The 21,084-nt window shown below is 52.4% G+C and carries 20 protein-coding genes; 2 read left to right on the top strand and 18 right to left on the bottom strand.

What is annotated here, in order from left to right:
• Positions 1–2 precede the first annotated feature (2 nt).
• From TALK_RS03245 to TALK_RS03230, 4 genes are all read right to left on the bottom strand, one after another.
• Complete coding sequence (locus tag TALK_RS03245; protein WP_085615840.1) at positions 3–1,088, bottom strand: ABC transporter ATP-binding protein; 1,086 nt, start codon at positions 1,086–1,088, stop codon at positions 3–5.
• 4 nt (positions 1,089–1,092) lie between these two features.
• Positions 1,093–1,959, bottom strand: coding sequence for a carbohydrate ABC transporter permease (locus tag TALK_RS03240; protein WP_085615838.1), 867 nt, complete (start codon positions 1,957–1,959; stop codon positions 1,093–1,095).
• Between the two features lie 3 nt (positions 1,960–1,962).
• The gene (locus TALK_RS03235) at positions 1,963–2,859 is read right to left on the bottom strand and encodes a carbohydrate ABC transporter permease (protein ID WP_085615836.1); all 897 of its coding nucleotides are present in this window, start codon (positions 2,857–2,859) and stop codon (positions 1,963–1,965) included.
• A 100-nt stretch (positions 2,860–2,959) separates the two neighbouring features.
• Positions 2,960–4,285, bottom strand: a complete 1,326-nt coding sequence (locus tag TALK_RS03230) for an ABC transporter substrate-binding protein (protein WP_085615834.1) — start codon at positions 4,283–4,285, stop codon at positions 2,960–2,962.
• A gap of 235 nt (positions 4,286–4,520) precedes the next feature.
• Between TALK_RS03230 and TALK_RS03225 the strand changes: the two genes are divergently transcribed.
• Positions 4,521–5,351 carry an amidohydrolase family protein gene (locus TALK_RS03225; RefSeq protein ID WP_085615832.1) on the top strand — a complete coding sequence of 277 codons (831 nt, stop codon included), beginning with the start codon at positions 4,521–4,523 and terminating at the stop codon, positions 5,349–5,351.
• A 291-nt stretch (positions 5,352–5,642) separates the two neighbouring features.
• Here TALK_RS03225 and TALK_RS03220 read toward each other — a convergent pair whose 3' ends face one another.
• From TALK_RS03220 to TALK_RS03190, 7 genes are all read right to left on the bottom strand, one after another.
• Positions 5,643–7,265 carry a dihydroxyacetone kinase subunit DhaK gene (locus TALK_RS03220; RefSeq protein WP_085615830.1) on the bottom strand — a complete coding sequence of 541 codons (1,623 nt, stop codon included), beginning with the start codon at positions 7,263–7,265 and terminating at the stop codon, positions 5,643–5,645.
• An 11-nt stretch (positions 7,266–7,276) separates the two neighbouring features.
• Positions 7,277–8,272, bottom strand: a complete 996-nt coding sequence (locus tag TALK_RS03215; protein ID WP_085615828.1) for an ABC transporter ATP-binding protein — start codon at positions 8,270–8,272, stop codon at positions 7,277–7,279.
• Positions 8,265–9,362: an ABC transporter ATP-binding protein gene (locus tag TALK_RS03210; RefSeq protein ID WP_085615826.1), complete on the bottom strand. Its 1,098-nt coding sequence runs from the start codon at positions 9,360–9,362 to the stop codon at positions 8,265–8,267. Before TALK_RS03210 ends, TALK_RS03215 begins: the two co-directional genes overlap by 8 nt.
• 4 nt (positions 9,363–9,366) lie before the next feature.
• Positions 9,367–9,555, bottom strand: a complete 189-nt coding sequence (locus TALK_RS03205) for a hypothetical protein (protein WP_085615825.1) — start codon at positions 9,553–9,555, stop codon at positions 9,367–9,369.
• A gap of 114 nt (positions 9,556–9,669) precedes the next feature.
• Entirely contained in the window at positions 9,670–10,491 is an 822-nt protein-coding gene (locus TALK_RS03200) for a carbohydrate ABC transporter permease (RefSeq protein ID WP_211274763.1), read from the bottom strand.
• A complete protein-coding gene (locus TALK_RS03195) occupies positions 10,488–11,435 on the bottom strand; it encodes a carbohydrate ABC transporter permease (RefSeq protein ID WP_085615823.1) in 948 nt (315 codons plus the stop codon). Before TALK_RS03195 ends, TALK_RS03200 begins: the two co-directional genes overlap by 4 nt.
• A gap of 125 nt (positions 11,436–11,560) precedes the next feature.
• Positions 11,561–12,883, bottom strand: a complete 1,323-nt coding sequence (locus TALK_RS03190) for an ABC transporter substrate-binding protein (RefSeq protein WP_085615821.1) — start codon at positions 12,881–12,883, stop codon at positions 11,561–11,563.
• 186 nt (positions 12,884–13,069) lie between these two features.
• Here TALK_RS03190 and TALK_RS03185 point away from each other — a divergent pair, with 186 nt between their 5' ends.
• Positions 13,070–14,092: a LacI family DNA-binding transcriptional regulator gene (locus TALK_RS03185; protein WP_085615820.1), complete on the top strand. Its 1,023-nt coding sequence runs from the start codon at positions 13,070–13,072 to the stop codon at positions 14,090–14,092.
• A gap of 226 nt (positions 14,093–14,318) precedes the next feature.
• Here TALK_RS03185 and TALK_RS03180 read toward each other — a convergent pair whose 3' ends face one another.
• The 7 genes from TALK_RS03180 to TALK_RS03150 are packed head-to-tail and all read right to left on the bottom strand — an operon-like array spanning position 14,319 to position 21,079.
• Entirely contained in the window at positions 14,319–14,807 is a 489-nt protein-coding gene (locus TALK_RS03180) for a GAF domain-containing protein (RefSeq protein WP_085615818.1), read from the bottom strand.
• Positions 14,800–16,110, bottom strand: coding sequence for a TRAP transporter large permease (locus TALK_RS03175; RefSeq protein WP_085615817.1), 1,311 nt, complete (start codon positions 16,108–16,110; stop codon positions 14,800–14,802). The genes TALK_RS03180 and TALK_RS03175 overlap by 8 nt, the downstream gene beginning before the upstream one ends.
• A 49-nt stretch (positions 16,111–16,159) precedes the next feature.
• On the bottom strand, positions 16,160–16,696 hold the full coding sequence (locus TALK_RS03170) for a TRAP transporter small permease subunit (protein WP_085615815.1): 537 nt from the start codon (positions 16,694–16,696) through the stop codon (positions 16,160–16,162).
• Positions 16,697–16,737: 41 nt separating this feature from the next.
• Positions 16,738–17,727, bottom strand: coding sequence for a TRAP transporter substrate-binding protein (locus tag TALK_RS03165; protein ID WP_085615813.1), 990 nt, complete (start codon positions 17,725–17,727; stop codon positions 16,738–16,740).
• Positions 17,728–17,771: 44 nt separating this feature from the next.
• A complete protein-coding gene (locus TALK_RS03160) occupies positions 17,772–19,007 on the bottom strand; it encodes a metal-dependent hydrolase family protein (protein ID WP_085615811.1) in 1,236 nt (411 codons plus the stop codon).
• The gene (locus TALK_RS03155; protein WP_139833704.1) at positions 18,997–19,728 is read right to left on the bottom strand and encodes a TetR/AcrR family transcriptional regulator; all 732 of its coding nucleotides are present in this window, start codon (positions 19,726–19,728) and stop codon (positions 18,997–18,999) included. The genes TALK_RS03160 and TALK_RS03155 overlap by 11 nt, the downstream gene beginning before the upstream one ends.
• 40 nt (positions 19,729–19,768) lie before the next feature.
• Entirely contained in the window at positions 19,769–21,079 is a 1,311-nt protein-coding gene (locus TALK_RS03150) for a TRAP transporter large permease (protein ID WP_085615807.1), read from the bottom strand.
• Between the last annotated feature and the right edge of the window lie 5 nt (positions 21,080–21,084).

Genomic DNA, 21,084 nt, shown 5'->3' with positions numbered 1-21,084 from the left:
TCTCACTTCTTAAGTGTAGCGCCAGTATCGGCATCAAACAGATGACACTTGTCGAGCATGATCTGAAAGGTCATGCGCTCTCCGCTTCGAACCGGGCGCGGGTTCAGCATTTTGGCCTGCACTTCTGTCCCTGCAAGCACAGTGAAAAGCAGCGTTTCAGTGCCAAGTGGCTCTGTCAGGTCAACCGTCATCTCCACCTCGGCCATATGTTCACCACGTGGCAGAGCATGCCCAACCGGCATAATATTATCCGCGCGCACGCCGAACGTGACAGCCTGCCCATCATATGTGGAATAAGCGGGGGGAACGGCCAAACATGTCCCGTCTCCGAACTCGATCTGCCCCTCTTTCACGACGCCATCAAGAAGGTTCATCGGCGGCGAACCAATAAACGTCGCCACAAAGGTATTCACCGGGTTTTCAAACACATCAAGAGGTGTTCCGATCTGTTCAATATGGCCATCCCGCATGATCACAATCCGGTCGGCAAGCGTCATCGCCTCGACCTGGTCATGGGTGACATAGATAATTGTCGATTTCAGTTTTTGATGCAGCTTCTTGATCTCGACCCGCATCTGGGTACGCAGTTTCGCATCAAGGTTTGAAAGTGGTTCGTCAAAAAGGAAGACTTCCGGATGACGCACAATCGCACGCCCCATGGCGACACGCTGGCGCTGTCCACCCGACAAAGCACCCGGCTTGCGATCCAAAAGCGGTGTCAGCGACAAAATTTCGGCGGCCTCATCCACTGCCTTGTCAATATCAGCCTGCGAACGCTTGGAAATCTTAAGCGAAAACCCAAGATTTTCACGTACACTCATATGCGGATAGAGCGCATAGTTCTGGAACACCATCGAGATGTTCCGTTCTCGCGGGGGAAGATCGTTAACCACACGCCCCCCAATATGAACTTCCCCGCCAGAAATCGCTTCAAGCCCTGCGACCATGCGCAGTGTCGTGGACTTGCCACAACCTGATGGACCAACCAGCACGACAAATTCACTGTCGGCGATATCAAGGTTGATGGCATGCACAACTTCAAGCACGCCATATTTCTTAACCACATTGCGAAGATGGACCTGAGCCATTTTGTTATCCTTTCACGCCGCCGAAGGTAAGGCCGGCAATGAGGTGTTTCTGCACGAGGAACGTGAGGATCAGCGCGGGGATAATCATCAACACCGCAAGCGCGCACATCCCCCCCCAATTGAGGGTAAATTCCGAAGTGAAATCGAGAAGGCCGACAGGCATCGTCTTCGACGTCGTGGAGCGGGTCAGCTGAGAAGCCAACGCGTATTCGTTCCAGGAAGTAAGAAAGGCAAAGATACCAGCCGAGGCTATTCCAGAGCGCGCTACAGGAAACTCGACGCGCCAAAAAGCTTGCCAACGGGTACAACCATCGATCTCGGCGGCTTCGGCCAGCTCGGGGGGGATCTGACGGAAAAAACCGTCGATAAGCCACACCGTGAAGGGCACGTTCAGTGCCACATAGGCAATAATCATCCCAATATGCGTGTCGATGATACCGACACGGGCAAAGATGATGAATAATGGCAATGATAACGCGACGCCCGGCACCGCACGCGTAATCATCAAACCAACAAATATCCCGCCCTTAAATTTGAATTTATAGCGTGCAAAGGCATATCCCCCCGCCATACCGATCAAAATCGCAATGACCGTCGATGTAACCGAAATCACCAACGAATTCGTGAAATAGGTCAGAACAGGCACGCCGCCCTCTCCGATCCCGCCAAACATCGCACGGTAATGATCCAGATTTAGCTCGTTCGGAATCCAGACCGGCGGTTTGGCCATTATTTCCACAGTCGGGCGAAAAGAGTTCAAAACGATCCAGAACCCCGGCACGCATAGCACCATCATTGCCAGGAAAAGACCGAAAAAATGCATCGCCTTAAAGGTGTAACGACGGATACGGTGATTAAAATTTCTCGCCATGATTTACGCCCCCATCCCAAGTTCTTTGCGGGATTTCGTCAATTTTTTAAAGAAATAGACGGTGAAGAAAATCGCAAGAAAGATGGATATGTATCCCATCGCATTTGCATAGCCCATACGGGCATCGACGTAACCAGTCCGCCCAATCAGCGTCCACAACAGTTCCGTACGCCGCGCAGGCCCACCATTGGTCATGACCTGTACGATGTCATAGGCCCGTGCCACATCAAGCGACCGAATCGCCATCGCGATATAGATAAAAGGCATCAAGAACGGCAGCGTGACATATCTGAACGATTGCCAAGACGTGCAACCGTCGACCTTTGCTGCTTCAAGCGGGTCCCTCGGGATCGCATAAAGCCCCGCAAGAATGAGAATTCCGAATACCGAAGTCGCGGTCCAGACTTCGGCAAAGATAATCGAGAACATTGCAAGGTCGGCGTCAACCAGCCAGGGGATCGCCCTGTCAGTGATACCGAGCGACTGAAGCGCGTTGTTCACAAGACCGACGTTGTCGTTGAAGATAAACTTGAACTGAAAGCCAACCAGAATTGGCGAAAACATCATCGGGAACATCATCATCGTGCGCAAAAGACGCTGACCATGCGTGACTTTTGACACCATAAGCGCAAGTCCCAGACCAAGAAGCATCTCAAGATTAAGGGCCACCGTCAGCAAAAGAACAGTCCGCCCGAACGCCGCCCAGAACTTTGCATCCGTCACGGCTTTTTCGTAGTTGAATAATCCCACCCAGTTAAAAATGCTGTCTGGCCGGGTGAGCCGGTAAGACGTGAAACTCGAATATAGTGACAAAACAAGCGGGATCAGCACGACGGCCGACAGGATCAGTATGGCTGGTAACAAAAGTACCAACCACGGCGGGAGCTTCAATCGCTTCATCAGGATGTCCCATGAATCGGCACGGATGGCCCGTGCATTTGGGTCAAAGGATGGTCGGGCGGCGTAATGGGTGATCGCCGCCCGTTTTTTTTGATACGACTTAGTAGACGCCTTCTTCCTGCATCAGATCGTCGACGGCCTCTGCGGCATCGGCAAGCGCCTCATCAACCGTTTTGTCACCAAGAATGGCGGCCTGAAGCTCTGGATAGATAAGGTTCGTCGCTTCAATCCAAAGGGACGTTGGCGGCACCGCAAATGCGGTCGCAGCCGTTTCCTTGAATGCTGCCAGAACCTCGGCGCGGTAAGGATCGTCTTTGGCCTGCTCCGAGATATAATCCCAAACAGCGGTCCGGGACGGCAACGGCCCGGCCGAACTTTCAAGCTTCTGACTGTTTTCGTTGGTCAAAAACTCGACGAGAGAGGCCGCAGCCTCTTTATGGGCGCAATCCTCGGTCACAGAAAAACCGTGGAATCCTGACCAGCCGGTACGAATACCTGCTGAACCTTTAGGTGCCGGTGCAACACCGACATTTCCCGCAACCTTCGAGGCTGTCGGGTCATTAAAGAACCCAGCCCAGCCCGGCCAATCAAGGTTGAGTGCAATCGTCCCGGAAGCAAACCCGTTTCCAAGATCATCCCATAAATAGTTCGTCGTCCCTGCCGGGACTGCCCCCGCATCATAAAGATCAACGAACCACTGAAGCGCACGCTTGCCTGCGTCGGAATTAAAGGCTGGCGAAAAATCATCATTGAAAAGCTGGCCGCCTTCGGCCACGACCATTTCGTAATAACGGCCAACAATGGCTTCATCTTTACCGGCATATTGGGTTCCGTAGAAATTCGGCGGATCCGCAAAGAAGATCGCCTGATCTTTCACCTGCGCCCAAGTTTCCGGAACCGCAAGCGGATATCCGTATTTGGCCTCAAAGGCCTTTGCGCGTGCGGCATCCTCATAAAGATCTTTCTGATAATAAAGTGCGGATACGTCAAACTGCGCACGCGGCAACATGACAAGTTTCCCGTCGAACGTTGCGGCCTTGATATTGGCCTGCACAAATTCGTCCACGACATCCTTGCCTATAAACCCGTTGAGATCGGTATAGAGCGATGCATACTGGGACGCGAAAGACGAATGGTTCGAACCAACGCACCAGTCAGTCGTTCTGGCTGCGATGTCGGATTTAAATTCCTTGTCCAGTTCGAAATGGTTCTTCTTCGATATGATGTCGACTTTTGCACCTGTCGCAGCTTCCCATTCGGGAATGCGGGCATAAAGCGCCTCATATTGCTGGCCACCGATTAATTTGGCTTCGATGGTAATCCCATCGAATTCACCCGCTTGCGCGATGCCCGTTACGGCAACAATCGTGGTTACGGCTGCTGTGGCAAGTACGGCACAGGATGCACCGCTCAAAAACGTTTTCATTGTATCCTCCCTAATGGAACGGTCTTTTCCGACCGACTGAGGCTCCTGCTGTTTTTTAGTGCAGTTTTTATATTCGGAATCATCTTTTATATTTAAACTTGACTTCGCTGGAGAGTCAAGTTGAACTCCCCAATGAAATCACCTAAGACGCGAATAAAGGTGAACTTGTTCAAGCCGGGCACTCGAACCTGACCGCAACACCAACGAAAACGACACGGAAGAGGAGGGAAAACCCATGTTCATCGATACTCATCTGCACCTCGTTGAACGGAACCGCATCTCCTATCCGTGGTTAAAAGACGCCCCCGAACTCAACCGAGACTGGACATACCAAGAGTATGAAACCACAGCCAAACGCGTTGGGATAGAGGGCACCCTGCATATGGAAGTTGATTGTGCACCTAACGATATCGAGACGGAAAACGCCTTCGTCGCGGAACTTATGGCGCGCCCGGGAAGCTTGATCCGTGGGGCGATATCATCTGCTCGCCCCGAGGAAAAAGGCTTCACAGCCTTCCTCGATCACCTTGACCCCAAAGTAATCAAAGGCATCCGGCGAGTACTACACGTCGTCCCCGACGACGTATCGCAAAGCGACCATTTTCGGGAAAATGTCCAGCAAATCGGTAAAAAGGGCCTGCCATTTGACATCTGCGTTAGTCAGCGTCAGCTCGATCTGGCAATTGACCTTGCAGACGCATGCCCCAACACAATCTTCGTTCTTGACCATTGTGGCGTCCCGGATATCGCAGGTGGCGGTTATGACGATTGGGCAAAATCAATCAGAACCCTTGCCAAACGCCCGCACGTAAACGCAAAGATCTCTGGCATTTCCGCATATACGACCCCCGACTGGACGCTTGATACGCTACGCCCCTATGTCGAACATATTATTGAAACCTTTGGCTGGGACCGCGTGGTCTGGGGGTCTGACAGCCCGGTTTGCACGCTGAATTCTTCTCTCGACCAATGGATGGCCGCAACACAGGCACTGATTGCCAGCGCATCAGAAACAGAACGCACCGCATTCAGCCGGCACAACGCCAAACGCATCTGGTCCCTCTAATTGTCTTGAGGTCACCCATAACTCGGATCGCCGTCAGGCGTACAAATTCAAGGTTCATCTGCCCGGCGCACGAACAGCATATGGTCAGAAGCCAAGCTCTCAGTGACATATCGAGGAAAAGTAGTGTTAGATGCCAGACTACAACCGAAGCGTAACAAAACCCTAAAACTGCCTACCGGCTGGGTTTGTGGTTTTAGTTACTTGCTTAGAATTTAGCGGCGCGCTATCAAAAAAGGCCCAACACCGCCAGCACTGGGCTGGCGGCATCTTGGTTTCAGGACCTTTATCGGCCTAAACGATCAGCTTTTCGAACAATCGGGCAACGGCCTCTGCCCCCGGGTCGATATGGCCTTCAAGCTGTTCAGCGTTGATATAGGATGCCCGCCCCACCTTGGCCTTGACAATGGTCGAGGTATGAATGGCCCCTTTGCGTGCAGCACTTGCAGCTTCGGCTATGCCTTTCACCTCAAGCGCGTCCAGCGCGGGCTTCAATGCATCCACCATTGTCCGGTCCCCCAATTGGGCCCCACCAATCTGCTGCATGCGCTCAAGCCCCTCTTTAAGGGCGGCAACCATGGCACGACCGCTTGAGGCAGCATCCCCAGCTGCGCTAAAGAAAATTGCCAGCAGAACCCCAGAGGATCCCCCCATCGTCTGGCTTAACTCTTGTCCGATTGCGCGCAAAAGCTGCGTGTGATCGGCCAAAGGAAGGCGATCCAGTGCTCCGATCAGGGCGCGCGCAGCACCTGCCAACGTCGACCCCGTATCTCCGTCACCCGACTTTGCGTCGAGCCTATTCAGATCGACCTCGGCGTCGATCAGGATTTGGCAGCATTTGGTCAAAAAGGCCGCCGTTTGTGTATGTTCAGACGCGATCGGCTGGATCGGGGTCAATCCATCGGGGAGTTCGATGACGCTAACCGGCTTGATCGGCACGCACCCCGGCCAGGCCGATGGCGCGCAAGGCGCTGACAGCCAGGCGTGGTCCTCTGCGCTAAGCGGATATACCGAGACCGAAAAGCCGCGCATATCAAGCGAAGTCATCATCGCCGCTGGCCCGACGATCATTTTCAGGTTCTTGCCAATAGAGGATTTTATCAGATCATTTGTCAGGATCGCCATCTCGAGTACCGATGTACCGCCAAGATTATTAAGCAACACCACATGAGGTTTGCTGTCCATCACGGCGGCAAGCTTGGCGGTGACCGCCGCCATGGCTTGTTCGGCGTTGTGATAGTCGATCTGCTGCACACCCGCTTCCCCGTGGATACCAAGGCCCAGTTCGGCCTTGCCTTCACCAATGCGGTTTTCTTTGGGTGATCCTGGCACCGTACAGGTATCAAGCGACATACCAATGGACTTTGTGCCCTCAATCACCCGCTCGGCGGTTGCCGTGACATCCTCAAGCGAAGCACCGCTTTCGGCCATGGCGCCAGCGATCTTGTGAACAAAAAGCGTGCCTGCAACCCCGCGCGGTTGAGGAAGATCCGGCAGCGCAATATCGTCATCCACAATCACGATATTAACCTTCAGTCCAAAGGCGCGCGCCCTTTCCGCCGCCAGCCCGAAATTCAGTCGATCACCAGTATAGTTCTTTACGATCAGCAGGCAGCCCGCCGCGCCGGTCACGGATAGAATACCCGCAAGAACGGCATCGACCGATGGTGAGGCAAAGACATCACCGCACACGGCAGCCGTCAGCATACCTGCGCCGACGAACCCGGCATGTGCCGGTTCGTGTCCCGAGCCGCCACCAGATACAATCGCGACTTTGGATTTGTCCCAATCGTTGCGAACCACAACACGGATGTGCGGATATCCATCAAGCCTTGCCAACCTGCCACCGGAAGCTTTGATCACGCCATCGATGGCCTCGGTTACAGTTGCTTCTTTATCGTTTATAAATTGAGCCATGTTGTTCTCCCTCAGGCCACCCGAGCGCCGTTGGCGCCGAAGTAGAGTGGTTTATTGGGGCGAATCTTGACGATATCGCCCGTTCTCAGCTCGGTATGTGCATTTGTGACAGTGATGATGTCATGTGACTTAAAGGTCAGGTGCAGGCGCGTCTGATCGCCCAGATGCTCAACCCTTTGTACAAAACTATCCTCGCCCTCGCCCTGAATGATCTGCTCGGGCCGCAATCCAATTTGTTCGGCCCCTGTCGGTGCGCCCGCGAAAACATTGGCGGGCAACACGTTAATCCGGGGCTGCCCCAGACGACTGGCGGCATAAATGCTCACCGGGTCTTCGTAAATCTCGCGCGGTGAACCGAACTGAACCAAACGCCCCCTGTCCAGAACCCCCACATGGGTCGCCATGGTCATGGCCTCGATCTGATCATGTGTGACGTAAAGCAGCGTTGCACCAGAATCGGCCTGAATAGATTTCAACTCGACCCTAAGATCCGCGCGAAGCTTGGCATCCAAAGAACTAAGCGGTTCATCCATCAAATAGACCGACGGTTTGCGCACCAGCGCACGCCCGATGGACACGCGCTGCATCTCTCCCCCCGATAACTCAGTCGCCTTGTTATCCAGTTTATGGGTAATTTGGAGGATATCTGCAATCTCGCCAACCTTGCGTTTGACCTGATCCGGCGATGTTTTCAGGATCGGCGATTTCAGCGGAAACTCCAGATTCTGACGCACCGTCATATGCGGATAAAGCGAATATTGCTGAAAAACCATCGCAACATTTCTTTGGGCCGGTGTAAGCCCGGCCATGTCACGCCCGTCAATACTGATCTGACCGCGATCTGGCGCATCAAGTCCGGAAACCATCCTCAAGGTTGTCGTTTTACCCGCACCGGTCGGCCCCAGAAGAACAACAAATGAGCCATCGGGTATCGTCATCGTCACATCATCAAGCGCGACGTCCGGCCCAAAGCTTTTGGTGACACCTGTCAAGCTTACCTCAGCCATGGTTCAGCACTCCCTCATTTGCCTCAGAGCGCAAAGCGCCCCCTTTTTCAGCGTCAAACAATGTGATCGTCCGTGGATCAAACCGAAGACCAATCGATTGCCCGGTATTGACCACTTCATGACTTGCAACTCTGGCCTTAAGAAGGCCATTCGGCGTGTCAAAAGTAACGATCTGGGTGGTACCAAGATACTCTGTCGCGATCACCCGGCCGCGATAAGGCGCGCTGTCTTCAAGTTTTACATGTTCCGGACGAACCCCAAAAGTTATCGGGCCATTTGCGCCTTCAATACTTCTGGGAACAGGCATCACAACATCGTTCACCCGCACTTCAGTTCCGCCAATACCAATCATCCCGTTGAAATCAAGGAAGTTCATCGGCGGAGAACCAATGAATTGCGCCACGAACTTTGTCGCGGGCCAGTCATAGATGTCTTGCGGAACACCGAACTGTTCGACAACACCGTGGTTCATCACGACGATTTTGTCCCCCATCTGCATCGCTTCAAGTTGGTCATGGGTAACGTAAACAGTCGTCGCCCCCATCCTGTCGTGCAATGCGCGGAGTTCTTCGGACATATGTTCGCGGAACTCGGCATCAAGCGCACCAAGCGGTTCATCCATAAAGAAGGCCTTCGGGTCGCGCACGATTGCACGCCCCAGGGCCACGCGCTGGCGATCACCGCCGGACAAACCACCCACAGGTCGATCAAGGATATCGGTGATGCCAAGAATCTCGGCCACCTCATCGACCTTCTTTTTCACCTCAGATGCCTTCATCCTCTGGCTTTTCAGCGGATAGCTGATGTTTCCGCGGACATTCATATGCGGATAGAGCGCAAACATCTGAAAAACAAAAGCGATATCACGCTGACTGGCGGGTTTTTGGCCAACTTCTTCGCCATCAATATAAATCTGCCCACTGGTCGGCAGCTCAAGCCCCGCCATCATCCGAAGGGTCGTCGTCTTGCCGCAGCCTGATGGCCCCAACAGCATGAAAAACTCACCATCCTCAATCGTAAAAGTCGAGGATTGAACCGCGGTGAACGCCCCGAATTCCTTGCGCACGTTTTCAATTCTAATCTGTGCCATGGGTTCACTCCGGGAAGTGGCTGACGACAATGAACATTACTGTTCCGGTCAGCGTGATGATAAAGGAATAGGTGTAAAGCGTGATCGCAACGGGCTGCATCAGCATGACAACACCCAAGGCAATAAGGATTGAAGCCACCATTTCCCATGGACCACGGCGCAGCCGCAGCAATCCGTTCATGAAATCGCTCATTTGCGTACCGCTCCGAATGTGATCCCGCGAAGCAAATGCTTGCGCAGCAGGATCGTAAAGACCATGACGGGAACGAGGAAAATCGTGGCACCGGCAGCAACAGCAGGCCAATCCTTACCGCCCACGCCGATGATCGTCGGGATGAAGGGGGGGGGCCGTCTGGGCCGTGCCAGAGGTCAGCAGGACAGCAAACGCATATTCGTTCCAGGCAAAGATCAGACAGAAGATCGCGGTAGACGCAATCCCCGTCGCCGCCTGTGGCAACACTACCTTGTAGAAAGCCTGAAACCGCGTATAGCCATCAATCAATGCCGCTTCTTCATATTCGACCGGAATCTCGTCGATGAACCCCTTCAGCAGCCAGACCGATAATGACAGGTTCACTGCCGTATAAAGCAGGATCATCCCCAGATGCGTGTCATTCAGGCCAAGATTGCGAAACATCAGGAAGATCGGAATGGCCACGGCAATCGGCGGCATCATCCGGGTCGACAGAATAAAGAACAGCAGATCGTCCTTGAGTGGCACGCGAAAACGGCTAAAGGCGTAAGCGGCCGCCGTGCCAAGGACCATACATAATGCGGTCGAGCCAAATCCGATGATAATCGAGTTCAGAAACCGCTCGCCATAGCGAGACGGACCGATGATAACCGTGCCTTGTTCACGCACGATCCGCTCGTACCAAGTCTGTGGCTCACCCTCGGCCTCCAGCATGTCTGCCGTCGCACGGGTCCGATCGGTAAAGAGATTCACATATCCTTCCAGCGTCGGATCAAAAACCACTTTCGGGGGGTAGGAAATAGAGTCAGCAGGGGATTTGAACCCTGTCGCGATGATCCACAGCAACGGGGCAATGGTTATTAACGCATAGCCGACAACAAGGACCCCGGCGAACCACTTGGTCCCCTTGTTCGGTTCTGTAACAGAAAAACTCATCTTTCTTTTACCTTGTTCAGCGCTTTGACGTAGATCGATGCAAGGCCGAAAACAGTCACGAACAAAATCACTGCATAAGCAGAAGAATATCCGGTCCGCCACTTTTCAAAAGCTTCGCGCTTTAAGTCGATTGACGTCAGTGTCGTCGTGTTTCCGGGGCCCCCACCAGTAAGCTGAACCACAAGATCGAACATCTTGAAGTTCTCAATCCCCCGGAACAAAACCGCCAGCATCAGGAACGGTAAAACCATGGGAATAGTGATCGTCCAGAATTGCCGCCACTTGGAAGCACGGTCACACTCTGCGGCCTCGTAAATGCTGTTTGGAATGGACCGCAGTCCCGCCAGGCAGATCAACATCACAAAGGGCGTCCACATCCAGGTATCCGCAATGACAATCGCCCATGGCGCAAGATGCACATCCCCAATCATCGAAAAGCTTGCAGGGTCCGCGCCGGTAAAAAAGGCGACCACATAGTTGAACAGGCCGATTTGCGGTTGATACAAAAAGGTCCAGAAATTCCCGACAACTGCCGGAGACAACATCATCGGAAAGACGATGATCGTCGTCCAAAGATCGTTACCTCTGAATTTCTTGTTAATCAGGAAGGCAAGCATAAAACCGATCAGAACCTGCAAAATAATGGTCCAGATCAGGAAATGCGCCGTCGCCTGCATCGTGTTCCAAATATCAGGATCAGACAGGATACGTTCATAGTTGCGCAAACCGACCCATTCGACATCCCGATTGGGACGATTGACCCGATGGTTGGTAAAGCTGAGCCAGATCGTCCAGATCAGTGGAAAAATGTTAACCGCCAGCAGCAGAAAAATCGTTGGTGCCACGAAAATCCACGCAATGCTTCGGTCCGACAGGCCGCGAATATGCTGGGCCACGGTATCAGGCGTGGCCTTGGCGATCTTCTCGATCGGAATATTATTCATATGGATGCCCTTAGCCATGCAGCCGCTGCTGCACGGTCTTCACATGGTCGGAAGTATGGCCCCGGCATCCATTACTGCATAACCGGGGCCGGTCCAGAACCAGTCACCTCAGACAGGGAGGAGACCTAGAGCTTGCCTTCGTCTTCGAAGACCTCGGTCCAGTCTTTGACCAGACTATCCAGCGCTTCCTCTGCGGTGCCTTCACCAGCAACGACAAAGTTGTGGACACGCTCTTGCATCGACAAAAGCAGATCGGCATAGGCGGGCTCGGCCCAGAAGTCCTTCACAATGGCCATGCTGTCGAGGAAGGTCTGCGCATAAGGCTGACTATCCGCAAAACCCGGATCCTCGACCACAGCGCGCAACGCAGAGTAACCACCAAGTTCCCACCAACGCGACTGGATTTCAGGCTGAGCAAACCACTTGATATATTCCAGTGCGGCGTCCTGCTTCTCGGAATAGGCAACAACCGAAATTCCTTGCCCGCCAAGCTGGGCGAAGTGCCCTGCCGGGCCTTTCGGGTTAACAAAATATCCCGATTTACCTCCCCCCACATTTGGATCTGCCTCGACACCTGGCCAGATAAAGGCAAAGTTCATCTGAAGAGCTACCTGACCCGACTTATAAGCATCGATGTCTTCGCTCATGTACCAGTTCGATGACCCCGGCGGTGTTGCGGTCTCATAAAGCTCCTTGTAAAACTCAAGGCCTGATACGGCACCTTTGGAATTTACAAAGCCTTCAAGATCATAGGGTTTGTCTGGATTTTCGTACTGGAAGCCATAGTTGTAGAGTGCGTTCGTCACTCCCATGGTAATGCCTTCAGAACCACGCTCGGTATAGATCGCAGCCCCATAGACAGTCGTGCCGTCAATTTCGCGGCCCTGGAAGAACTGTGCGATGTCTTTTAATTCTTCAAGTGTCGCTGGCTCACCAAGTTTGCGGCCATATTTCGCTTGGAAAGCTTCCTGGATTTCCGGGCGCTCAAACCAGTCCTTGCGGTACGTCCAGCCGACCACATCACCAAAAGCTGGCAATGCATAATAGTTCGGCGTGTTCTTTGGCCATTCGGCGTATCCGGTCACAGTGGCCGGAATGAAATCAGCCATATCGATGTCGTTGGCATCAAAGAACTCATTCAGCTTCACATAGTGACCGTTCTCTGCACCGCCGCCGATCCACTGGCTGTCACCAATCATCAGATCACACAACTGACCACCGGAATTAAGCTCATTGAGCATGCGGTCCGCGAATGACGTCCACGGCACAAATTCAAAACTCATTTTGTGGCCACTTTGGACTTCAAAGTCTTTGGACAGCTCAACCAACGCATTTGCCGGATCCCATGCAGCCCAACATAGCGTAAGATCTTCTGCAGCAGCCGCTGTCGGAAGCGAACCGGCAACGAGTACCGACGCCACTGCCGTCATCATATATGTCGATTTCATTTTGTTTTTTCCTCCCTTTGGAACGTCGCAGCTTCTCAGCGACAGCAGCACTTCTACCACAAGTTTTTGAGGTACGCACCTCAAAAAGACCAATTTATGAGTTACGCACCTCATACCTCTTGCGATCACACGCTAAATAGTTGAAGCTAACACTGAAAAATGAAACCGGTTTGGGCCTGAAAACAGATGAGACCGACCACCAAAGACCTTGCCAAAGCGGCCGGCGTCAGCCTTGCAACGGTAGATCGCGTACTCAATGGACGCTCCGGGGTCAGACAGAAAACCGTCGACGCCGTCAACGCGGCAATTGAACGCATCGGGTTTCAAAGAAATCAGGTCGCAGCCACTTTGGCCCGCCAAAAGGGATACCGGTTTGGTTTCGTGCTGCCGCGCTCAGGCGACGAATTCCTCGACGTGATCATCAAGCACATTTGCGAATTCGGCCAGGCCAGCCGGGCGGAAATGATCGAAACAAAAGTTGTTCGCATCAATGAACATGATCCGCATCAAGCGGCCAAAGCACTGTCTCGCCTGTCAGCCAATGACTATGATGGTATCGCCATCATGGCCCCTGAAACCCCACAAATTCGCGATGCGCTCTATCGCATGCGAGAACGGGGCATCCAGACTGTGGCCTTCATATCCAACCAGCAGGAAGAAGACAGCCAGTCTTTTGTCGGGATAGACAACATCGCCGCGGGGGCAACGGCCGGGCGCCTCATGGCGCGCTTCCTTGGCAACACCGCGGGTTCGATCCTGGTTTTGGCTGAGACAATGCAGTCCCGTGACAGCCTGGAGCGTCGCCTTGGCTTTGATCGGATAATGAGCCGTGGCTATCCTCAATTCCACGCACTGCCAACACTTGAAACCCATGGCACCCCGGAACGGACAAACCTTGTCCTGACGAATGCCTTTGCGGCCCACAAAGACATTGTTGGACTTTACATCATGGGTTCCGAAGCACGCGTCGCAATTGGCTTCGCCCAAAGCCTGCGCGGTAAAGAAAAAATCGTCACAATTGCCCACGAACGCACGCCCTCGACAGAGCAGGCACTGCGCGCAAATACACTTGATGCACTAATTAATCAGGATCCAGGACACATTGTGCGCAGCGCGGTCCGAACCCTCAGGGCCCAGTGCGAAAACCGCGAGACATTAGCCTCACAAGAACGCATCCGAATAGAAATCCTCATCGCGGAAAACCTGTGAAAGCACCTCCGACAAGAGCCCTTGTGTCGCGGTAGATATACCTCACCCAAAAATGAGCCCTATATCCCCAACGATGAAAAACATGCCAAAAGGCACCCTGTACTTTATCGCGCAATCAGAATTATCATATAGTCATATCATATTAAAAATATGTCACTGGGTGATCGGAAAGTGACACTTCTTTTCCCAGACACAGGCAGAATGTGAAATACAGACGCCCCTATATTTAGGAACCGGGACGACGCAAAAGAAGCGGCACGACAAGCAATGCGGAAAGCGCCGTGAGATCATCCAAATCAGATGACTTGTAGACGCCTTCTTCGTGCAAGATACTAATGGCACCGATAGACTGGCCACTCGCAACAACCGGTGCGCTGAGGCACGAAGCACACCCAACGCTTTTGATCAGCTCATAATCGGGAAATGCCCCGCGCATGGCGGTTTCATCTTCACCAAACCACGGCATTTTTTCATGCAAGACTGTCTTCCCCCAATCAGTCGGCCCCATCTTTTTTCCAATTGAAACTGGATATTTTTCCGGATTGTTTGACCAGACCCGTTCACAAAGATCATTGCCCTGACTCCAGGCAAAGAATGTCATCAGGCGTGGACCGAACCTATCGGTCAAAAGTTCGGCAACAAAATCATACGAAGATTGAGGCTGCGCCGAGGACGCATAGGCAGCGGCCAATCGGCCAAAAACAATATCAGTCATAAAGAACCCCGGGCAACCAAAGAGCAATTTCAGGAAACCAGACAAGTAGTGCTATCGCACCAAGCATCAGGATGAAAAATGGTAGAGCATAAAGTGCCACGCGTCCGACGGGCTGCCCCGTCAGACTTTGCAGGATAAAAAGATTGAAACCGACCGGTGGCGTGATCTGACCAAGTTCAACGGTAACAATCAGGAAGATGCCAAACCACACCGGATCAATCCCCGCCTGAAGCGCAAGCGGCAAAGTGATTGGCAGGCTCATGACGATGATCGAAACACCATCAAGGAAAAGCCCCAGCACAAGATAGAATAAGGTCAGAACAACAATGAGCATTTCAGGTGAAAGTTGCAGTTCACCAATCGCATGAGCTATTTCGGTTGGAATATGCAGATACCCCATCGCCGTCGACAGAAAGGCCGCAGCAACCAGGATCGAGCAAATCATTGCACTGCTGACCACGGCACCAAGCAATGTCCGCACAAGCATCGAAAATGAGAACTGACGCAAAAACACAGTGATGACAATCGCACCAAAGACACCAACAGCAGCAGCCTCAGACGGGGTTGCAATACCGGAATAAATGGCCCCTAACACAATCACCATCAGTGAAATGATAGGAAGTAAATCGACAAATGCGGCACCAAACTGGCGCAAATCAAATTGCGTATCCGCCTTTGGCGCAATCTCCGGCTTCATGACAGCCCGGAACACAATGTAAGCCGAGAACAAAAAAGCAATCATAATGCCCGGCAGCACACCGGCAGCAAAGAGACGGCTGATCGAAACTTCAGCCAGAATCCCGTAAACAATCATGACAATCGATGGCGGGATTAAAAGACCGAAACTGCCCGCACCGGCAAGCGATCCCAATGACAGCGCTTGGTCGTATCCTCGCCTTGAAAGTTCGCTCGTTGTGATTTTGCCCACTGTGGCCGCTGTCGCCGCACTCGATCCACTAACAGCCGCAAACATTGTACAGCCCAGAACGTTGGTATGAAGCAAGCGCCCGGGCAACCAGTTCACAAAGGGCGTCAAACCGCGGAAGATACGATCGGAAATGTCTGTCCGAAAAATGATCTCTCCCATCCAGATGAACATCGGAATGGCGGCAAGTTCCCAAGTTGACGAATACCGATAAACGATATTGGCCGCAATCGTGCCAATTCGCTGAATATCCATGCCTGCAACAAGCGCGAGCGAGGCACCGCTGACAAACAGCAGCCCGACGAATATCCAAACTCCCATTCCAAGAAACAGAAAAATCAGAGCAAGGACAAGTCCCGCAGAAAGAAGTGCGTCCATGGTAAAATTTATTCTCCGGTAACCTGTTCAATGCCGAAACGATAAAGAACTATCGCACTTCGACATCCGGCTTTGGTTCCTTGGTAAATTGCCGGATCAGCAATGCAATCAACTGAAGAAACAGCAGACATAATCCAGCTAGGATAATCCCCTGGGGAATCCACATCGGAATTTCTGCAATGCTGCTGCTTACTGAATTTCGTGACCATGCTCGCGCCACCCGTATCCAGACAAATGAAATCAGGACACAGGTAACAACAAGCCCGACCAAACAACTGAACATTTCAAGCAGTTTGCGCTTTCTGGCCGATACATGGCTGAATAACAATTCAACACGAATGATATTTCCCTCGCCCAGCGCATAAGGCAATGCAAGAAAAGTGGTCGCGGCAACACCGTAGCCGACCATTTCGTCCATGACGAAGGTCGAACTGTCAAAGACAGTGCGCAATACGATTTCAAGCAGAATGAAAGACACCATCCCGACCAACGTAATCGCCGCAAGGTATGCGCCTAACCAAGACAATCTCTCAACAAACTTAACGAAGAAGGACATCATATCATCCACGTTCAAAATGTCAGACATGGTCGAACCATGCCTGACACAAGGTCCCTGCGCTTTCAGACTTACTGTTCAAGCAACTTTTGATACGTATCGAGCAGTGTAAGTGCATCATCACCAACCCGCTCTTTCCACTTTTCGACTTCTGGTGCAGAAGACGTTTTCAAGACAGAGAGCAGACCCGGGGATATATTCGTTGTGACGGTTACGTCATTCTCAGCCAATTTCGCATAGTTGCCCTTGACCCGATCTTCCAACGCCTCCCAGCCATAGGCTTCGGCCTTTTTCGCGGCATCAAGAACCGCCTTTTGTTCTGAATCACTAAGATCGTCAAACGCATCACGGTTCATATGCGTAACCTGCAACGGCAATGCATAATTTACTTCCGTGAAGTTCGACAGATATTCCCAAAACTGCGACCCGACACCCCCATCAGCAGAGGTCAGAACACCATCGATGCCGTTTGTCGTCAGCTGCGGGATAATGTCGCCCCAGCTCAGTTGAACCGGAGACGCCCCTGCATTCTGCAGGGTTTTAGTGCCCGGCGCATCGAATGTACGGATTTTCAGCCCTTTAAGAGCCTCGGCACTATCAATCGGCTTATGGGCCCAAAAGCCCGATGCAGGCCAAGGTGCCGCATAGAGAAAGAGCTGATTGTCGTCTTCAAGCACCTGCTCGTAATACGGACGGGTTGCTTCATAAAGTTTTTTCGTATCTTCGATAGATGTCGCAAGGAAAGGCAATGAAGAGACCAGAAAAATAGGATTAATGCCAGACCATGCGCCGGAGAAGGAAGATGCAAGCTGCACCGCGCCATCCCCAACGGCATCATAATGATCGACCGACTTATAGCCCAGCGCGCCACCGTGATGAACTGTGACATTCACCTCGCCGCCAGTCTCTTCCTTAAGCGTTTTTACAAAAAAATCAGCGGTCTGCCCATGAATGGAGGTAACGGGATATTCACTCGACATATCCAGGTTAACGTCCGCCCGGGCACTGGTGGCACCGATCCCAAATACGACAGCAAGGACCGGCAGGGTAATATTCTTCATAGCACTTTCCTTTATGGTTAAGTTAAGCGATCACGTAACCGGCCTTACAAAGAGCCGATATTTTTGAATACCCTGCCGCCCTTCATGATGAGCGGCATATGCGCGCCCTGACGGGTCAACAACGACAAATCTTCAAGCGGGTTGCCATCAACAACAATCATATCGGCAAAGGCGCCCGGCGCGATAACACCGATTTGGCCTTCCTTGCGCAGAACTTTTGCTGCATCAATGGTGGCAGAACGAATAACATCCTTGGCTGGCAGGTAACGCCCGCGCAGCAGGAATTCTTCGGATTGGTGATCATGCATTTCGCCTAGCAGGTCCGAACCATAGCCCATGACAACACCTGCTTTGTGAAGGTGCGTAAGACATGCCAGCCCGGCACCACGGACATCTTCAATTTTGGCAACGGATTCCGCAGGCAGGCCAAAACGCGCACCTTCGCGTGCAAGCAGGTCATACGTGACATTGGTCGGAATAACGACAGCACCAGCTTCGTAAATAAGCTTGGCTGTTTCAGGTTTCATCAGGTTTGCGTGCTCGATCGATTCAACACCGCACTCAAGTGCACGTCGAATGGCTTCGTCAGTGTATAAATGCCCTGAAACATAAAGCTGTGCGTTTTTGGCTTCTTCAACTGCGGCCTTAAGCTCTTCATTTGAAAAGGCCAGCACGGCAATCGGATCTGTCGGCGAAGAAACCCCGCCATTTGCCATCACTTTGATAAAATCGGCACCGCCCTTGATCTGATCACGTGCCGCGCGGCGCACTTCGTCGATGCCGTTCACAACAACGCCAAGCGCCCCGATCTGGTTCTGATAATAGTCGACCGAACGCAGACTATGACGCCCACGGTAGTCCGTATGACCACCGGTTTGCGACAGCGCCTTGCCACAGATTACAAGACGTGGCGCCGGTAAGAAGTCTTCTTCAATCGCTTCGACCAGACCGTAATCGGCACCCCCCAGATCACGCACGGTCGTGAAACCACGCATCAACATCCGTTCCATGATCTTTGCCGAACGCAATGCAACCAGAGAATTTGGAAGATCGGCATTTTTGCCAAGGTTGGTCGTCGTTGCGATGACATGCACATGGCAATCAATCAAACCCGGCATAATGGTCTTGCCACGCAGATCAATGACATCGGCATCTGGCGACATCGCATCTGCAGACACTTCACAGACGCGCTCATCTTCAATCAGGATATTTTGCGGTTCGGTTGGCTCGGCCAGCGATCCATCAACGATACGGGCATTTTTAATCAGTTTAAGAGACATGAGCTTTCTTCTTTTTGGTGACGCGGGGAGAATTACCAACCTCCAATCCAGTTGCGAACATCTGACGGAGCAGTTGACGCCACAAAGACAGGAGTTCATCGAAATATTCGGGATCAGAACGTACAATCGTCTGTGCCACCATCCCGCGGAACAGACACATGGTTGCGTTCAAAACGACTTCTGCATGTTTGGGATCAGCATTGTAGCGACGAGAGATCACCGCCCAAATCTCATTCAGGGAACTGTGGAAACCCTGAATGACAGGCACAAGGCGAGTTTTAAAAGGGGCGTTGTGGCGCATTTCCGGCAGGTATTCAAGCGTCATATAAAACAGACCATCCGCCATCAATCGCCACAGATAATCTATAATATCGTCAACCGATAAATCCCTGTCCGCATTCTGATCAACATATTTTCGGGTGGTTTCGATTGACTGTTTCAGTTGATATTCGATGGCCGCAATGACGACATCTTCCTTGCTGTCATAATGATGGGTCATGGCCCCGCGCGAGACTTCAGCCTCTTTTGAAATTGCAGAGGTCGTCAGGCGTGAATAGCCCTGCCGCAACAGCAGACGCACTGTCGCTTCCATAATGCGGCGGCGGGTTTCGGCACTTTTTTCAACTTGCTTGCGAACAATACGAACGGTCACCGGACAATCCTGTTTCGGTCGGGTTTTCATGATCGATGAAATGATTGGCTCCTCAAATACTGGTTTCACCCATCCCCCGGGGAACTTTTGAGTTCTCTAGGGAATGGGATCACCGATAGGCCAGCGTTGGCAGCCAAAGCGACAAGCCCGGTATCAGCATAAGGATAATAAGTGTGAGGAAATCCATGGCGATAAACCATCCAACGCCCCGGAAAACTTCCGGCAACGTGACGAGGTTCCCCAAGGCACCCTTGATCATATAAACGTTTAAGCCAACCGGCGGCGTCACAAGTCCGATTTCAAGAAGCTTGATCAGAATAATCCCGAACCAGACCGGATCCAGTCCTGCCCCATGTACCAGCGGCAGGATCAGAGGCAAGGTCAGCAGTAAAAGACCAATTGAATCGATCAGCATCCCCAGCACGACATAGATCACTGTCACCGCAAGGAAAATCCACCATGGCTCAGAACTGATACCAAGGATTGCGTCGGAAAATGCGGCTGGAAGGCCACTAAGAGCCAAGAACCGGGTAAAGAAGACCGACCCGATTAAAATGACAAAAATTCCCGTTGCCGCAACAATGGTATCACGCAAGGCAGACTTGATTGCAATCCAGGTCAAAGAACCGCGTAAAGCAGCAATCACAGCAGCAACGAAAGCACCAATCGCCCCGGCCTCGGTCGGCGAAAACACGCCCGAGAAAATCCCGCCCAATACAGAAAAGATTAGAACAGGCAACGGCCAGATCGTCTTGAGTGCCGCACGCTTTTCTTCCTTCGTCGGGTACTCTGTCACAGTCCCCGCCAGTGACGGTTTCAGCTTCACACGGGTCATGATCATAGCCATGTAAACAAGCGCAGAAAGCACACCGGGAATAAATCCAGCCATGAAAAGCTGACCAACTGAAACCTTCGCATACACGCCATACAGGATCAAAAGAACACTTGGCGGGATCAAAGACCCCAATGTTCCTGACGCCGCAATCGTCCCGGTCGCAAGTCCCTTGTCATAGTTATTGCGCAACATTTCTGGCACGGCGATGCGCGACATTGCCGATGCAGTGGCAACACTTGAACCCGCGGCTGCAGCAAAAAAGGCACAGGCCCCCACACTTGCAATCGCAAGACCACCAGGCAGACGCGCCAGATATAACCTGAGCGCTTCAAACAGTCCTTTGGTCATATTCGTCGAGGAACAAATGAACCCCATCAAAAGGAACATCGGAGCCGCAGTCAGTTCCCATTGGCCGACATATTCAAACGGAGTGGCTGAAATCATGCCAAATGCAACATTCACGTTGAACATCGCAGCAATCCCGCCAATCGACACAAGACCAAGGCTGACCCCGATCGGGACACGCAGCGCAATCAGACCGAGCGCAACAAGAGTACCAACGATACCAATATCAAGATTACTCATTTCGC

Origin of the sequence: Thalassospira alkalitolerans, from assembly GCF_002115745.1 — a bacterium.
GTDB classification, from domain to species: Bacteria; Pseudomonadota; Alphaproteobacteria; order Rhodospirillales; family Thalassospiraceae; genus Thalassospira; species Thalassospira alkalitolerans.
This window is presented reverse-complemented; position numbering and strand designations above follow the sequence as displayed.

Bases quoted from the DNA above. Each gene is read 5' to 3' on its own strand.
- TALK_RS03245 (WP_085615840.1), bottom strand. From the start codon at position 1,088: ATGGCTCAGGTCCATCTTCGCAATGTGGTTAAGAAATATGGCGTGCTT.
- TALK_RS03240 (WP_085615838.1), bottom strand. From the start codon at position 1,959: ATGGCGAGAAATTTTAATCACCGTATCCGTCGTTACACCTTTAAGGCG.
- TALK_RS03235 (WP_085615836.1), bottom strand. From the start codon at position 2,859: ATGAAGCGATTGAAGCTCCCGCCGTGGTTGGTACTTTTGTTACCAGCC.
- TALK_RS03230 (WP_085615834.1), bottom strand. From the start codon at position 4,285: ATGAAAACGTTTTTGAGCGGTGCATCCTGTGCCGTACTTGCCACAGCA.
- TALK_RS03225 (WP_085615832.1), top strand. From the start codon at position 4,521: ATGTTCATCGATACTCATCTGCACCTCGTTGAACGGAACCGCATCTCC.
- TALK_RS03220 (WP_085615830.1), bottom strand. From the start codon at position 7,265: ATGGCTCAATTTATAAACGATAAAGAAGCAACTGTAACCGAGGCCATC.
- TALK_RS03215 (WP_085615828.1), bottom strand. From the start codon at position 8,272: ATGGCTGAGGTAAGCTTGACAGGTGTCACCAAAAGCTTTGGGCCGGAC.
- TALK_RS03210 (WP_085615826.1), bottom strand. From the start codon at position 9,362: ATGGCACAGATTAGAATTGAAAACGTGCGCAAGGAATTCGGGGCGTTC.
- TALK_RS03205 (WP_085615825.1), bottom strand. From the start codon at position 9,555: ATGAGCGATTTCATGAACGGATTGCTGCGGCTGCGCCGTGGTCCATGG.
- TALK_RS03200 (WP_211274763.1), bottom strand. From the start codon at position 10,491: ATGAGTTTTTCTGTTACAGAACCGAACAAGGGGACCAAGTGGTTCGCC.
- TALK_RS03195 (WP_085615823.1), bottom strand. From the start codon at position 11,435: ATGAATAATATTCCGATCGAGAAGATCGCCAAGGCCACGCCTGATACC.
- TALK_RS03190 (WP_085615821.1), bottom strand. From the start codon at position 12,883: ATGAAATCGACATATATGATGACGGCAGTGGCGTCGGTACTCGTTGCC.
- TALK_RS03185 (WP_085615820.1), top strand. From the start codon at position 13,070: ATGAGACCGACCACCAAAGACCTTGCCAAAGCGGCCGGCGTCAGCCTT.
- TALK_RS03180 (WP_085615818.1), bottom strand. From the start codon at position 14,807: ATGACTGATATTGTTTTTGGCCGATTGGCCGCTGCCTATGCGTCCTCG.
- TALK_RS03175 (WP_085615817.1), bottom strand. From the start codon at position 16,110: ATGGACGCACTTCTTTCTGCGGGACTTGTCCTTGCTCTGATTTTTCTG.
- TALK_RS03170 (WP_085615815.1), bottom strand. From the start codon at position 16,696: ATGTCTGACATTTTGAACGTGGATGATATGATGTCCTTCTTCGTTAAG.
- TALK_RS03165 (WP_085615813.1), bottom strand. From the start codon at position 17,727: ATGAAGAATATTACCCTGCCGGTCCTTGCTGTCGTATTTGGGATCGGT.
- TALK_RS03160 (WP_085615811.1), bottom strand. From the start codon at position 19,007: ATGTCTCTTAAACTGATTAAAAATGCCCGTATCGTTGATGGATCGCTG.
- TALK_RS03150 (WP_085615807.1), bottom strand. From the start codon at position 21,079: ATGAGTAATCTTGATATTGGTATCGTTGGTACTCTTGTTGCGCTCGGT.